Origin of the sequence: Paracnuella aquatica (genome assembly GCF_003332885.2) — a bacterium.
Lineage (GTDB): Bacteria > Bacteroidota > Bacteroidia > Chitinophagales > Chitinophagaceae > Flavisolibacter > Flavisolibacter aquaticus.
The window spans coordinates 1-15,423 of record NZ_QOWJ01000002.1 but is presented as its reverse complement, the minus strand read 5'-3'; the positions used below and the strand labels follow the sequence as shown (position 1 = coordinate 15,423).

The window sequence follows — 15,423 nt, the reverse complement described above, 5'->3', positions numbered from 1 at the left end:
AAAAGTTTAGAATTCGATTTTGTAATTGAGTACCGGAAGCAGGCCGGTTTGGTATGCGTAAACGAGTTCGCCTTTTTCACTGTCGAACCACTGGCTATGTGTGTTCAGCCGGTTGGTTACATTCTGTATGTCCAATGATAGCGTGGAGGTGCGATTTGATTTGTTCCATTTCATGCTGAGGCGCAGGTCGGTGCGGAAGTAAGCACTGTTTTGCTGGCTGAATGCATCTTTTTCGCGAAAGATGGTGTAGCCTTCTGCCTTCGATCGCTCCAGGTCAACCGGTGTGGTGCGCAGGCCGCCGGCATAAATGGTTTTGATGTTGATGCCGTATGTTTTGTTGCCGTTGCTGCGCACAAACTCTTTACCCGCCAGCAGCGTGCTGATGTGGTTTCCGGCAAAACGGGTGTTGCGTTCCACACCATCGGAAGCGGTGTATTTCGATTGGTACAACGAGTTACTGAGCGTGTAATAAAAATGATTGCTCAGGTATTTTTCCAGCGAAATTTCCACACCATAATTGCGGCCTTTGCCCTTGTTCACCAACGGGTCGGTTACATAGTCGCTTTGAATGTTGAGGGTGGAAAAAGTCTTTGCCGGATCAGCACTTACCGGCACATTGAACAGTTGCTGGTAATACAGTTCTGTTTTCAGGCGCAGGTTTTTGGCCAGTGCATATTGGTGCGATAAAACATAATGCCTTGCCTTGGTGAGCTCCAAGGCCTTATTGGGTTGTGTAACGCTGCCGTTGGAATTAGCTACCTGCGCAAAATATACACCGAGTGCTTGTATCTGGCTGTGTTGGCCAAATCCAACTGAGAGGCTGGTTCTGCGGCCCACATCCCATTTTACCGAAGCCCTTGGTTCAATGGCACTGGTGTTGTTGAGCAACAAGGCCAGATAATGTGCACCTGCATTGAAAGTGATTGCATTGGATGGTTTGTATTGCCATTGTGCAAAGCCCTGCACTGTTTGTGTTTGCCCTTGCGTGTTGATGGTTTCTTTTAATTCTGCGAATGGATTTTCTTTCGACTTGCGGTAAAAATCAAAGTTGATCAGGTTGGCAATGGCTCCTGCACGCAGCGTGTGCCGGTTGTTGAACTTATGATTGGCAGTGGTGGTAGCCGTCCACTTTTTGGTGATGTATGCTTCCTTATAACTGGGTGCTACAGAAAGGTCGTCTTCAATGTGCGACTCGTTGTATCCAATCTTGTTGATGGAATAAGCAACCGCAGATCGAACATGTGTTTTTTGCCCCAGCAAAATGCTGTGCGTAACACCACTCATGCCCGTGTTGGAAATAAATTTAGACGCATAGCGGTCGTAGCTGTTTTCCCATTTTGCCGAATCTTCAACCGCCTTATCGTTTACACTGCTCAAGCCGCCAAAACCAAAGATGCCAAAGGTGCCCAGCTTGTAAGTTGGCAGGTGGATGTTGTAAGAAAGATCCTGGAAATTGGTGCTGCTGCCCTGGTCAACCGGCAGGCCCAGTTTGCTCAATAATTGCAAGGTTGAATAGCGATAGTTGATGACATACGAACCTTTGTAAAACGGTGCGATCGGGCCTTCTGCAGCAGCGTTCAATCCAAGCAAACCAGCCTGCAAGGTGTACTCACGTTTTTCGTTATTGCCTTTGCGCAGCTTCAGGTCAAACACGCCGCTCAGTGCATTGCCGTATTCCGATGCAAATGCGCCGGTAACAAAATCGGAGTTGGCCAGCAGTTGTGCACTTAGTATGGAAATGCCGCCACCGCTGGCGCCTGCTTCGCTGAAATGATTTGGGTTGGGAATGTCGATGCCTTCCATGCGCCACAACAAACCGGTAGGAGCATTGCCGCGAATGATGATGCTGTTGGCGCCATCATCGGCAGCCATTACACCCGGAAAGCCGGTGGCCATGCGCAGCGGATCGTTTACTGCGGCTGCATATTTCTGTGTTTCTTCCACACTAAATGCACGGGCACTTACGGTGCTCATATCGTTGAGCGGACGGTTCTTTTTGCCTGCTGCTTTTACCACCACTTCATGCTCCGATTGGACCGTGTGTTGCAGCGAAATATTAAGTACCGATTCTTTGCCTGCAATCACGTTGATGTTGTCGAGGCTTTGTAATTGATAGCCGATGTGTGAAACCTGGATCTGGTGCGAACCAACAGGCACACCACTAAAACGAAAGCTTCCCTGCGCATCGGTGGTAACTGTTTTTTGCAGGGCCGCAATGGTAACCGTAGCACCCGCTACAGGCGATTGCAATACGGCATCGGTAACGGTGCCGCGAACCGACTGGGTAATTTGCGCAGATGCCTGCAAATAAAATAAGCACAGAAAAAACATAATCGTTTTGGTTGTTGCGCTGAAGCGCTTGTGTTGCCGTAGGTTCAAAGTAAACAGCGCATACTTCTTTTTAGAAGTTAAATTGGATAGAGCGGCACTGTTGCTTCCTGAGTGGCAGAAAGCGCCGGATGAGCCGATGGTTGCGGGTTGTGTCAGTATTGGTTTTGGTGTCATTGTAATTGCGTATTTATTAGAACGACAACGCAACGCTATTTTACCCCTATGCGCACCGCATGAAAAGATGCTTTTTTCCGGTATTCTGTGACAAGCGGCAGATGGTTTGGATAAGCGAAATGAAATGGGGGATGTTACAACTGCATTTGCTGCCAAGTTTCAAAATGCCATGTGTTTTTCATACTTATAAATGCACACTGCTACAAGCCTTTTGCAATTGCATCATGGGCGTAGCCCATGTCCGTTGGTAGCGGCAACAAGATCAATGATGCCAGTTGGGCATGGCCCAACCCAACACGAACGTATCGAACAGTTTAATTGGCGCAGCAGGGTTGGGCGATGCCCAACTCAAAATTGTTGTTGTATTTTTTGCTACAAACAGGTATGGGCTACGCCCATGTGATGGATGATGGACTTTCGGATGAATGTAGCTGATGAATGTATGTTAATTGTTACCTGCGCATGCAGTGCATACGTTTTACCTACAAGCTTCATGCAGCAATAAATAATCGCCTCTTGCTGATCCAGTAAAACAGCCCGCTTATTCATACAACTGCATTTTAATATATCAAGTGAGGGCTTTATTGCTAAAAAATATGGATGCCTGCATTCCAGCCAATCCATCCCGGCCACTCTTTGCCCACCAGGTATTTGTTATACCCTGACGGCGGCATGGGAAAGCGATAACCCGGAACGCCGCTTGTTTGCTCTGTGTAATAAACGTTGAACACCGGCCCGCCAAAAATGGAAAAATATTTGCCCAGCCGCAGGTTGAGGTTCACTGCGGCTTTGCCCAGGAAATTAAAATCTTTCCATTCGCCCAGGTACAAATAGTTGGCGCTTACTTCGGGGTTGATTGATAGCCAGCGGGCCAACGAAAGCTCACTGCCCAGGCCATAACCAAAGCTGTATGCCTGTTCTTTACTGAGTGCATCTGCATTCCATTCGCTGATGTTCATGCCTGCCTGCAGGATGCTGTACAGGCGATGACTACCGGTTTTAAAAGCGGCGTTTATATTTGTCACTTCGTTCGATGACAGCGCAAACTTGTGGTAGCCTTTCAGGATGATGTTGATCAAACCAATGCTGTAGCCGCTTGATGTATCAGCAATGTTGATCAAACCAATCTGCACGCCTTTCATGCGTTTGGCGTAGTTAAACACGCCACCGATCTGCACGCCGCTCATGTCGCGGTTGGCCACATTACCCACGCCGGCCACCTGCATCCCGCTTACTTTTTCTTTTGCAAAATTGCCCACGCCACCGATCTGCATGCCTTTTACAAAACCTGCTGCGTGGTTGTACACGCCACCAATTTGCAACCCGTCAAGATCGCCTTTAACGTAGTTGCTAACGCCGCCAATTTGCAGGCCATAGGTGTTGTTCAAAACATTGTTGGTAATGCCGCCCACCTGAAGGCCTTGCACCTGTCCGCCAACTATATTGAACAGGCCTGCCACTTGCACAAAGCGCACATCTTTTTTATCAATGTTAAACAAGCCGCCGATCTCCAGACCATTTACACCACCCGAATAACCACCCAATATGTTGAACGAAAAATTATTGATTACCTGCCCGCTCAATTTGCCATGAGTGCTCAAACCCGGTGTGAGTGAAACTTGAAACGGCCGGTCGGTAAAGAATTTTTTAAGGTTGAGGGATTGTATGCGTTGCCTGGATGAAACAAGGAAAGCACCTGCTCTTGTTTGCTCCACCCGTGCCGAATCCTGTCGCACATACGTATATTCGGTGGTGCCGGAAGGCGAGGTAACCCGTACCCGCAATGAGTCAGGTACAAAATAATCTTCGGGTTTTACAATAGTGATATCAGGCGCACTTTCGGGCAGCAGTGTTACCGTTATTTGCTGGTTGTACCGGGGCTCGATCAGCACCGTTGTGTCTTCGTAAAACTCTTTGCTTACGGTGAGTGCAGCCGTTTGCACTTTGTTTTTAAACTTCAGTTTAAAATAGCCTTTGCTATCGGTCATTGTAGAAACAAGCAGCCGTTTTTCATAAATGCTGGCATCGGGTATTTGCATGCCGGTATGGTCGTCGAGCACATAGCCGCTAACAATATATTGGTTGTCTACTGTAACTGCTTTATTGGTAACAATGGTAAGTTTCACCGGTGCTTTGCGGATGATGATATAGTTGCCGCTTTCGCGAAATTCATAATCGGGGGGAAACAGCGTAGTGAGTATTTGCCGCACCGAACGGTTGGCTGCAGCCAGTGTTACGAGGCTGTCGCGTTTGACTATATTGGAGTTGTAGGAAAAATAAAAGTTGCCGCGGTTGCTCAGTATTTCCAGCACCTGGTCGAGGCGCTGGCGGGTAACATTTACCGGCACTACTTTATCGAGGTTGCTTTGCGCAAATACTGTGACATAAGCAGCCAGTACCAGCCCAAGCAACAAGCATTTTTTTATGGATGTTTGGTAAAACATGGTTGTTTGAAGAATAGGTTTTTGAAGTAGCGCCGTCAGCATTTTTGCTACGATTACATTTTCCAATTAGTTTGGTTTTTGCCCTTGTCATCCTGAGCGCAGCGAAGGATCTGAGTTGTCCTACTCAAGCATATTGCTACAATGATGATCTTTCTTTTTGGATGATTTCATCCTGTTGTTGGCTCAGATCCTTCGCTGCGCTCAGCATGACAAAGCGGGCAAACTGCACCTTTTGTAAAATGCGCCAATCATCATTGCAATACAATTGCATCGTCTTTGCGCACCACTTCAATGTCAAATGTTGCACTGATTACGGTAAGAATATTATCCAGCGGCTCGTTGTAAAAAGTAGTATTCAGCGGCAGGTTGCGCAGGCTGTTGCGGCCAATTACAATGTTGCTGCCGTAAGCTTCGTTCAGCACCTCCACCAGCTTCCAAAGTGGTGTATTGTCGCATACAAATTCCTTGGTGCGGTAATAATTATGCAGCTGGTCGGCTACCGCTTCTTTTTGCAAAACAGAATCCTGCGGCTGCACCACAATTTTCTCTTTTGGTTTTAACTCCACCACTTTGTTGTGGCGCATCACCTGCACAATACCGGTTTCCACAATCACTTCGGTTTTGCTCCCTTCGCTGCGGATGTTGAACGATGTGCCCACCACCCGTACCGTCACATCGTTTACCGTAATTACAAACGGCTGGTCTTTGTTCGGTGCCACATCAAAAAACGCTTCGCCTTGTAGCGCAATGGCGCGGGTGTTGCCACTAAACTTTGATGGATAATTGATGCGTGATGCTTTATTCAGCGTAACAATGGAGCCGTCGGGCAGCGTATCGCTAATGGGTTGTGTAGTGGTTTGCAGGGCCAGGCTGCGCACCGGTTCGGCGCCTTCCTGCTGGGTGCTCAATGCCCACCAAATGCCACCAGCCAGTACAATAAAAAGTGCCGCAATACGCAGCCACGAATAGTTGAATGCTTTTTTTACCGGCACTACCGGGGCTGTATCTTTTGGCTGCAGCCGTTGTTGCATGCGCAGCCATGCAGCATCCACATCAATGGGGCGGGTTGCGGCCAGTTGCCGGCTTTCTTCCCACAGTTTTTTTGTTTGTAAAAAAATCCGGTTGTTTTCCTCACTAGCTGCAATCCATGCCTGCACGGTGGCCTGCTCTTCCGGTGTGGCTTCTCCCAGCAGCAATTTAACCAGCAGGTCCTGCATCATATCGTTGTATTGTGGGCTCAACTGGTCTGTTTTTTAGGGTTAGGGAAAAGGGAAGTTGAACCACTGGGGCACGAAGGAACAAAGTTGCACGAAGACTTATGAATAGCCTGCCGTTTTTGTGGCCTGGCGGTTTTTGCTGCCAGCGGCACAAGGGTTAGCAACAGCCAGATGATGAGTGGCAGCAGGTCGGCCAGTTTTTCGCGCAGCACCCGCAATGCCTTGCCCATTTGCGCCTCCACGGTTTTAACGGAGAGGCCTAACCGATCTGCAATTTCGCGGTAGCGCAGTTCTTCAAAACGGCTCATCTGGAAAATGGTACGGCACTGCTCGGGCAACTCGTTCAGGGCTTTGTGCAGCCGGCCTTCCAGCTCTTTTGCCTGCAGGGTTTTTGATGGCGTTTCGCGGTGCGTTGGTGCAATATACGCTACGTGCAATGCATGGTTGGCCCGCACCTTTTGGTGTTTTAGCTGGTTCAGGCTTTCGTTGTTTACAGCCCGGTACAGGTAAGCCGCCAGCGATCCGGAAATGGTGAGGTTATCGGAGCGGTCCCACAGTTTAAAAAACACGTTTTGCACCGCTTCTTCAGCCGCTGCATCGTCCTTAAGTATGGAGCAGGCGTAGGCATGGAGGCTCTTAAAATGCGTTTTAAAAACCTGTTCAAAAGCAGCTTCGTTCCGCTTTGCCAGTTGAGCAACGAGTGCCGTGTCGTTTACCTCCATGTGCAGCCGCGGGTAAATGGGTATATGTAAAACGGGCTGGGCCAAAACGGTTTTTTCTTTAACTACAACTGAGCAGCGCTTTACCCCTATTTACCGCCGCAAATTTTATCAGAAAAATTTTCTCTGGCGGCGGTAATGTTATGAACGGGCTGACCGGGCACGGAATTGAACCACGGAGGCACGAAGAGCACGGAGGAACACAAAGGAATTATGTCGCCTGTTTCTGTCGTTGCAGCTTCTTGCTTTTGTCATCCTGAGCGCAGCGAAGGATCTGAGCTTAGTTCCAAAGAAATCCCTAAAATAGGAGCGGTAAATACCACCCAATGCATATCCACTATTGCAAAAGCGCTGCTCCGCTAATATCTTACTTCAAACCAAAACCAGCATGAATCGTGGCTACTCGTTTTATGTTTACATCCTCACCAATCAGCAAAAAACCGTGTTGTATACCGGCGTCACCAATAACCTGCACGAAAGAATAATCACGCATTGGAAAGGCAGGGGCGAGCCCCAAACCTTTACCGGAAGATACCGGGTTCATTTTCTTTTATTTTATGAAGCACATACTCATATTGACCAAGCTATTTTGCGGGAAAAAGAAATAAAGGGTTGGGTGAGAAAGAAAAAGTGTGACTTGATTAGTGGCTTCAACCCTGAATGGAAATTTCTTAATGAGGAAGTGTTTGGCGAGTGGCCGCCGAAATATTAACTGTAGGGGCGCTGAGGGTTTTTAATTCAAAATTACTTTCCTGCTACTGCGAAGGCTGCAATTAATAAGCTTAGATCCTTCGCTGCGCTTAGGATGACAAAGGCAAGAAGCCAATGCAGTTGCAACAACTCTCCATTTCCCTTCATCATTCCCTTTTTGCTGCGGCCGCTGTTTGCTTTATGTTTACCATGTAAAAAAAATCGCATGAGAATTACAGCTACGCTGACCCTTTTGCTGTTGCTATGCCTGGGCGCATCGGCACAGAAACCATCCATTGCGCAACTAAAATCATGGAAACCCCGCAACATCGGTCCTGCGGGGATGAGCGGCCGCATCACCTCTATCGACGTGGTGCACAACCAACCCGATACCTGGTACGTGGGTGCCGCATCGGGCGGTGTGTGGAAAACCGAGAATGCCGGCGCCGCATGGACGCCCATTTTCGATGAGCAGCCCACGCTCAACATCGGCTCGCTGGCCATTCAGCAAAGCAATCCGAACATTATTTGGGTGGGCACCGGCGAAGGCAACCCGCGCAACTCGCTGAACATTGGCGAGGGCATTTACAAAAGCCTCGACGGTGGCAAAACATGGAAGCGCATGGGCCTCGAAAAAACACGCAACATTCACCGCATTGTGATCGACCCGGCCAACCCGCAAACGGTATATGCCGCGGCCATCGGCAACCCTTATGCAGAACATGCCGAAAGAGGTGTGTACAAATCAACCGACGGCGGTGAAACCTGGAACCGCATTTTGTATGTAAACGATACCACCGGCGCAGCCGAACTGGTGATGGATCCATCGAACCCCAACAAGCTGATTGCATCCATGTGGCAGCACCGCCGCACGCCGTATAGTTTTAAAAGCGGTGGCAAGGGCAGTGGCCTCTACATTACCATTGATGGTGGCCGCAACTGGAAAAAGCTGGAGCCCAAAGACGGCCTGCCTGCCGGCGAGTTGGGCCGCATCGGCGTAGCCTTTGCCCGCAGCATGCCCAGCCGCGTATATGCAAAAGTAGAAGCTGCCAAAAACGGGTTGTATGCTTCCAACGACGGCGGGGCCACTTGGACGTTAGTCAACAACAAGCCTGATGAAGTAACCGACCGGCCTTTTTACTACCAGGAAATTTATGTGGACCCCCAAAACGAAAACCGCATTTACGACATTCATTCAACGGTAACGTATAGCGAAGACGGCGGCCGCAATTTTAAAACCATGCTGCCGTATTCCGGCATCCACCCCGACCACCACGCCTGGTGGATCCATCCCACTAATCCCAACTTTATCATTGAAGGAAACGACGGTGGCATCGGCATCAGCCGCGACCGCGGCCAAACTTGGGTGTTTGACGAAAAGCTGCCTGTGGGCCAGTTTTACCACATCAATGTCGACGACCAAGTTCCCTACAATGTCATGGGCGGCATGCAGGACAATGGCAGCTGGCATGGTCCGGCATATAGTTGGATGAATGGCGGGATTCGCAACTATTACTGGCAAAACGTGGGTGGTGGCGATGGCTTCGATGTAGTGCCCGATCCGCAGGATCCATCCTGGGTGTACAGCATGAGCCAGATGGGCTACCTGGGCCGATACAATTACCAAACCGGCGAACGCTGGAACATTAAGCCGCCGGCGCTGGACACAGCAACGCAACTGCGGTTTAACTGGAACTCGGCCATTGCGGTGGACCCGCTGCAAAAGGGAACCGTTTATTTTGCCAGCCAGTTTTTATATAAAAGCACCAATAAAGGCGCCAGTTGGGAAATCATTTCGCCCGACCTGACGACCAACAACCCCGAGCAGCAAAAGCAGGAAGAAAACGGCGGCCTTACGCTTGACGTGACCGGCGCCGAAAATTTCAATACCATCCTCACCATTGCACCTTCGTATAAAGAGCAGGGCGTTATTTGGGTGGGCACCGATGACGGTAATGTGCAACTGACCCGCGACGGTGGTAAGACCTGGACCAACTTCAGGGGTAAAATTCCGGGCATGCCGGTAGGCGCCTGGATCCCGCAGATCCGTGCCTCGCGGCACAATGCCGGCGAAGCACTGGTGGTGGTCAACGATTATCGCCGCGGCGATTTCAAGCCCTATGTGTTCCGCACCACCGACTATGGCCGCACCTGGAGCCGGGTGGTAAATGAGCAGAAAGTGGCTGGTTATGCGCTGACCGTGTTGCAGGACCCCGAAGAGCCGAACCTGATATTTTTGGGTACCGAAAATGGCTTGTGGGTGTCGCTGGATAATGGAGCAACATTCGAGCAATGGAAACACGGATACCCTTCTGTGTCTACCTACGACTTGGCCATCCAGGAGCGGGAGGCCGACCTGGCCATTGCCACGTTTGGCCGGTCGCTTTGGGTGCTCGATGACATCAGGCCCCTGCGCCGCATGGCTGCAGCCAACAATATTGCCGGCCGCCGGCTCACTGTTTTCCCTGCCCCTGATGCCTACCTGGCCAGCTACCGAGCTGCTCCCGGCTACGAGTGGAGCACCTATGGTCTCTATGATGCTGAGAACCGTCCGCGTGGTGCTGCCATTTCATTTTTGGTACAATCGCCGGTAGCGGCTAAACAGCCAGTTGCTGCAAAAACATCGGGCAAGGGCGCAGTGGTACGCAACGCCAGTGCTACAAAACCGGTGTTGGAAAAGCCGGTGCAGGGCGAAGACAGTATTCTTTTTGCCGGCCAAAGAGCGGCCGGTGCCCGTATGGACAGTGCTGCCGCCAAAACCGTGACCGACTCGGTGCAGGTGCGCATTTACAACGACCGCAACGAAATCATTCGCAACCTGAAATGGAAAGCCGATACAGGCTTTAACCGTGGCTGGTGGGGCATGGAGGAGCGGGGCATCCGCAACCCCAATGCGCCCAAGCCAAGGCCCAATGCACCCGAACCCGGCGGCCTCTCCGTGTTGCCTGGCAAGTATAAAGTAGTGTTGCAAATGGGTGCTGAAAAGGACTCGACCATGATCACCATCAAAGACGATCCGCGGATCAGCCGCGATGGTGCCGTGCTGCAGGCACAGCGCCGTGAAGTGGAGCGCCTTCGTAAAAGCACCGAACGCCTAGCAACCGCTATGGATGGCCTCCGCGACTGGGAAGAAGTGCTCACCAAAATGCAGGCGCAACTGCGTGGCCTGGAAGGAAAGGATGCGGACTCAGTACGCAAACTCACCACCCGCCTGCAGGATTCGCTCAAAAACATCCGCGAGTTTGTGAACGGCCGCACTACCGACAAACAGGGCATTTTCCGCCCGCAGCAGGTAACGGTGATGAATAGCCTGCAAACCGCGCAGCAGTATATTTTGGGTAAAAGCGTGGCACCTGCCGAGCAGGAAGCCGTGCTGGTGCGCAACGCCGAAGCAATGGTAGGCACTGCCGTTGCCCGCATCAACCGGTTTTATGAAAGCGCCTGGAAACCTTACCGCCAGTTGGTGGAAGGAACAAAACTGGGCCTGTTTAAAGAGTACACGCCGGTGCAGTAAAATGATTGAAAGCTTTTAAAAAATGCGCCCCGCAATTGCGGGGCGCATTTTTGTGTGCGGTTGTAGCTCCTGAATATTTTCAAATAAAGCGTGGTTTGGTGCCCGAAAGAACTGTCATGCCGAACTTGTTTCGGCATCTCCTACATATTCGGAAATCTCTGAGGTTTGAAGGTGATACCAAAACAAGTCCGGTATGCTTGAAGTCTCTTGTAATAAGAAAATTTGATCTCAGCAAATTGAAAGGGTGGAGTCATTATGCAGTCGGAATATGACATTGAATAATACACTTAGCCTGTCATCCTGAGCGCAGCGAAGGATCTGAGCTAACATAGGAGAGAAGAATCAAATTGAAAATGCCATCACCATAGCAGTTTATCGGACATTGAAAACTCAGATCAACGCGCTGCGCTCAGGATGACAAAGGCAAAAGACTACCTGCGCCGAAAAACCAATAGAACCGCTTGTTAGTAAAAATCTTTTTTGCACTCAATCATTACCCACCCAACCGATTTGGCCATTAGTTGTTATGATTGATTGTGCACACAACCATTTACCAATATAGCTGAGCATGAAAAGAGTGGAAAAACCCAACCGGCTTTACTACGCTTCAGTGGTCTGCAAATTGTTGCTGGCACAATACTCCATGCCTTTCTGAAACAAATCATTTTCACCCTTAAACAATACCTACATGAAGCAAATGAGCCTGGCACTGGCAGCTACATTGCTGCTGGCTTCCTGCAGCCGCGAAGCGCAACAAAGTGAAATCACCACAGCTGCCGAAACCCTTTCGGCAGCAAAGAAAAAAGCCACCACCGCCCAACGCATTGATTTTACCCAAACCAACCTTTTTCCTGAAGGCGTGGTGTACGACCCGTTCAACGACTGGTTTTATGTAAGCTCGCTAACCCGCGGCGATATTGGCATTGTAAAAACTGATGGCAGCTACACGACGTTCATCGACGACCCAACGCTGGTGGCCACTAACGGTCTGGAGCTCGACGCTGCCCGCAAACGCCTGCTGGTGACGAACAATGTGGGCGGCGTTGGTGCATACGACCTCCGCACCGGCCAGCGCCTTTGGTATGCCGACCTGGCGGCACTGGCTCCCGGCGCACCGCTCTTTATCAACGATGTGGCGCTGGACCCACAGGGCAATGCTTATGTTACCAACTCGGCCAGTCCCATTATTTATAAAATAGCCCCCGATGGCCAGGCGAGTATTTTTTTCCAAAGCGATGCGTTTGCCCTGACCAGCGGTTTTGGATTTAACGGCATTGAATGGGGCACCGATGGCGGCGGTTACCTGCTGGTGGCATTCAGTGCCCGCAACCAGGTGATCAAGTTTAATGCAAAAGACCCTGCGCAATACAGCATAGTGCAGCTGTATGCACCGCTGGCCGGCCCCGATGGGCTGCTGCTGAGCAAGGATGGCAAACAATTGATTGTAGTGAGCAATGCCGGCGGTACCGATGCGGCCCGGGTGCAATCGTTTACTACCACCAATAAATGGGCAAGCGCCACGCAAACCGATACTTATGCCACCGGCGCCGTATTTCCTACCACGGCCACCAGCGATGGCAAGAACGTGTATGTGCTGTACGCCTACCTCAACCAGCGGGCCACCGGCCGCGATGTATTCAACATCCAACAAGTGCCGCTGTCTGATACAAGGCCGTTTTAATCTTGTTTTACGTCATAAAAAAATCCCCGCGTTATGGCGGGGATTTTTTTATGTATGTGCTAATGATATTCCGTTAAAACATCGTCATCCTCTTTGCCTGTCATCCTGAGCGCAGCGAAGGATCTGAGCCTGCACCTGCACAAATTTTGGGTTAACAAGAAGTCTGCTGGTAATTGATCAATTCTTTTTCTACAACATTCAGATGCTTCGCTGCGCTCAGCATGACAACATACAGACCCTGACGATTATATATGAATGCAGATAGTCTGCTAAAACATAACTACGCTTTTACCACCACCACTTTTTGCGGGCTTAAATAACTAATGCGTACTTCCAACTCGTCGCCCACTTTCAGGTCGTTCAGCCCTTCGGCGGGCAGCGGCATTTTGCTTTGCATGGCGCCATCGAACAGGCTTACATACACCGCGTAGGGAGATACTTTGGTGACCACGGCCTTCAATGTTTTTTTAGCTTCCATGGCTGCTTCGGCCTGGCGGTACTCGGGTTTGTACACCGGGAAAGCCAGCTCCGCAGCAATGGTTTTTTGTTTGTCTGCATTCACCAGCCGGAACGAATAAGGCGTATTGAACGATGCCTCCGAAGGATGTGTTTCCCACGGCGAAAGCTGCAGCGGAAAAAACAGGTAGGTTTCCACTTCTTTAATAAACAGCGCATCATCCACCTTTTTCAAATAGCCCGAAAAGCGGTTTTCGTGTCTTGATTTTTGCACCAGTTTTTCCAGCAGTGGGTTAAACAGCACCCGCACATTATGCGCCGTCATGCGGTCGCCGCGGTCGGTGAGCCTGAGCTCGAAAGTTACCTCGTCGCCCACCCGGTAATGCTGCGACTTCTGACCTTCATCCTTGCCACGGGTTTTAAAGTTCACAGTCTTTGCCTTGCCTTTCGCATCGTAATCGATGGTGGCAAAATGTTTATCGTAGTGTACAAAAGAAATGGTTCCGCGTAAAGTTGTTTCACTCATGTATCTGTAATTGGAAAAAAGCCGCAGCTCGGCCCCGGCGCCACAAAGGTAGGCACCGCCCGGCCTGCCGGCCTTAAATTTTGCCGCAGGCTTTTTTAAAAAGAAAACAGAGCAGGGCAAAACCGGCTTGCAGCCCGGCGGGTAAACAACTACATTTATAGCAACCGACGACAGCACCAGCCTGGTAGCACACCGCCAACTAAACAACACAACTGCCCACACATGCAAGCCACTGCTTTGAGCACACCCCCCGCACCGCCGCCCGTTTTACGCAACTACCGTATCAGCAGCATCGATGCGCTGCGCGGACTGGTTATGATCATCATGGCACTCGATCATGCCCGCGACCTGCTGCATTTTGGCGCCCTCACCGAAGATCCCGCCAACCTGCAAACCACCACGCCCTGGCTTTTTGCCACCCGCTGGATCACGCATTTTTGTGCACCGGTATTTGTGGCCCTTTCGGGCACTTCCATTTATTTGCAAAGCCGCCGCAAAAGCAAGGGCCAGCTCAGTGCATTTTTATTAAAACGCGGTCTGTGGCTGATCCTGGTGGAAATCACCCTGGTCACTTTTGGCATTTCATTCGATCCCGGCTGGACTTTTATTTTCCTCCAGGTCATCTGGGCTATCGGCATTTCGATGGTCATCCTTGCGGGTCTTATCTGGCTGCCTTTTGGTGTGTTGCTGGCACTGGGCGCCCTTATTTTGCTGGGCCACAATGCGCTGGACGGCGCCGAAGCTGCGGGGCAGGCACCGCAAAACCTGCTGTATAGTTTGCTGCACCGGCAGGCCTTTATCCCGTTTGGCAACGGACATGTGCTGGGCATCCTGTACCCGTTTTTACCCTGGACGGGCATCATGCTGCTGGGCTATTGTTTGGGAAAACTATATCAACTGGAAGCGGCGCTGCGGCGCAAATGGCTGGCCGGGTTGGGGGCTGGTGCAGTGCTGTTGTTTATACTGCTGCGGGCCACCAATGCCTATGGCGATCCGCTACCCTGGGCACCGCAGGCCAATGGGCTGCGTACGGCACTGTCGTTTGTGAACACCCAAAAATACCCGCCTTCATTGCTGTTTACCTGCATGACGCTGGGGCCGGCGCTGCTCCTGCTGGCCCTTGCCGATGGCTGGCGCAATGCATTTACCCGCATCACCACGGTGTTTGGCCGCGTGCCGTTTTTTTACTACATCCTGCATTTTTACATCCTGCACGGGATTGCGGCGATGATATTTCTGGCCAAGGGCGGCACCATTGCCGAGGGCCTCAAAGGCGCCGAAGGTGTGCCCTTCAAATTTGTGGTGCCGGGTGTGGGGCTGCACCTGTGGCAGGTTTACCTTACGTGGCTGGCCGTGGTGGCCCTGTTGTACCCGCTGTGCCTGTGGTACGGCAACCTGAAAAAGCGCAAGGATTGGTGGTGGCTGAGTTATTTGTAAGTGGTGTTTTTGTAACCGGCTTTTGTATGGCTATCCGGCACCGGTTGCGTCGCACACTTATACGTTCTGTATCACTATTGGGCTTTTCTCAAGCAACTGTAGTAAACCATCGTTCCATTTTAGCTGTCCTTTAGACTTGCATTTTTGATTATTGCGGTGGTTTTCTTTTTGTTGTGGTTTACTTCTATACTGTTTGCTTTCTTTGGTTGGCTATTGGTTTAGTTTTTTTGTACA

At 50.6% G+C, this 15,423-nt stretch carries 10 protein-coding genes; 5 read left to right on the top strand and 5 right to left on the bottom strand.

All coding sequences use genetic code 11. The features are described 5' to 3' along the window. Window positions 1–6: 6 nt before the first annotated feature. Window positions 7–2,331 (bottom strand): TonB-dependent receptor, encoded by a 2,325-nt coding sequence (locus DRJ53_RS04795; protein WP_114234749.1) that lies wholly within the window; start codon window positions 2,329–2,331, stop codon window positions 7–9. Window positions 2,332–2,338: 7 nt separating this feature from the next. Between DRJ53_RS04795 and DRJ53_RS04790 the strand changes: the two genes are divergently transcribed. Next, on the top strand, window positions 2,339–2,596 hold the full coding sequence (locus DRJ53_RS04790) for a hypothetical protein (RefSeq protein WP_123893368.1): 258 nt from the start codon (window positions 2,339–2,341) through the stop codon (window positions 2,594–2,596). Window positions 2,597–3,092: 496 nt separating this feature from the next. Here the strand turns inward: DRJ53_RS04790 and DRJ53_RS04785 are convergent, their stop codons facing one another. The 3 genes from DRJ53_RS04785 to DRJ53_RS04775 form a co-directional block, all read right to left on the bottom strand. Further along, window positions 3,093–4,919, bottom strand: a complete 1,827-nt coding sequence (locus DRJ53_RS04785) for an LA_2272 family surface repeat-containing protein (RefSeq protein ID WP_162303801.1) — start codon at window positions 4,917–4,919, stop codon at window positions 3,093–3,095. Window positions 4,920–5,200: 281 nt separating this feature from the next. After that, on the bottom strand, window positions 5,201–6,190 hold the full coding sequence (locus tag DRJ53_RS04780) for a FecR domain-containing protein (protein ID WP_114234472.1): 990 nt from the start codon (window positions 6,188–6,190) through the stop codon (window positions 5,201–5,203). After that, window positions 6,187–6,933, bottom strand: a complete 747-nt coding sequence (locus DRJ53_RS04775; protein WP_241558456.1) for an RNA polymerase sigma-70 factor — start codon at window positions 6,931–6,933, stop codon at window positions 6,187–6,189. Before DRJ53_RS04775 ends, DRJ53_RS04780 begins: the two co-directional genes overlap by 4 nt. 340 nt (window positions 6,934–7,273) lie before the next feature. Here DRJ53_RS04775 and DRJ53_RS04770 point away from each other — a divergent pair, with 340 nt between their 5' ends. From DRJ53_RS04770 to DRJ53_RS04760, 3 genes are all read left to right on the top strand, one after another. Then, window positions 7,274–7,597, top strand: a complete 324-nt coding sequence (locus DRJ53_RS04770; protein WP_114234470.1) for a GIY-YIG nuclease family protein — start codon at window positions 7,274–7,276, stop codon at window positions 7,595–7,597. A gap of 204 nt (window positions 7,598–7,801) precedes the next feature. Continuing rightward, entirely contained in the window at window positions 7,802–11,089 is a 3,288-nt protein-coding gene (locus tag DRJ53_RS04765; protein WP_114234469.1) for a VPS10 domain-containing protein, read from the top strand. Window positions 11,090–11,777: 688 nt separating this feature from the next. Continuing rightward, window positions 11,778–12,770, top strand: a complete 993-nt coding sequence (locus tag DRJ53_RS04760) for an SMP-30/gluconolactonase/LRE family protein (RefSeq protein ID WP_114234468.1) — start codon at window positions 11,778–11,780, stop codon at window positions 12,768–12,770. A gap of 280 nt (window positions 12,771–13,050) precedes the next feature. Here DRJ53_RS04760 and DRJ53_RS04755 read toward each other — a convergent pair whose 3' ends face one another. Then, window positions 13,051–13,752 (bottom strand): hypothetical protein, encoded by a 702-nt coding sequence (locus DRJ53_RS04755; protein WP_123893364.1) that lies wholly within the window; start codon window positions 13,750–13,752, stop codon window positions 13,051–13,053. A 222-nt stretch (window positions 13,753–13,974) separates the two neighbouring features. Here DRJ53_RS04755 and DRJ53_RS04750 point away from each other — a divergent pair, with 222 nt between their 5' ends. Next, on the top strand, window positions 13,975–15,189 hold the full coding sequence (locus DRJ53_RS04750) for an acetyltransferase domain-containing protein (protein ID WP_114234466.1): 1,215 nt from the start codon (window positions 13,975–13,977) through the stop codon (window positions 15,187–15,189). Window positions 15,190–15,423: the final 234 nt, after the last annotated feature.

Coding starts and splice junctions, on each gene's coding strand:
- DRJ53_RS04755 (WP_123893364.1), bottom strand. CDS start 13,752: ATGAGTGAAACAACTTTACGCGGAACCATTTCTTTTGTACACTACGAT.
- DRJ53_RS04760 (WP_114234468.1), top strand. CDS start 11,778: ATGAAGCAAATGAGCCTGGCACTGGCAGCTACATTGCTGCTGGCTTCC.
- DRJ53_RS04750 (WP_114234466.1), top strand. CDS start 13,975: ATGCAAGCCACTGCTTTGAGCACACCCCCCGCACCGCCGCCCGTTTTA.
- DRJ53_RS04795 (WP_114234749.1), bottom strand. CDS start 2,331: ATGTTTTTTCTGTGCTTATTTTATTTGCAGGCATCTGCGCAAATTACC.
- DRJ53_RS04770 (WP_114234470.1), top strand. CDS start 7,274: ATGAATCGTGGCTACTCGTTTTATGTTTACATCCTCACCAATCAGCAA.
- DRJ53_RS04765 (WP_114234469.1), top strand. CDS start 7,802: ATGAGAATTACAGCTACGCTGACCCTTTTGCTGTTGCTATGCCTGGGC.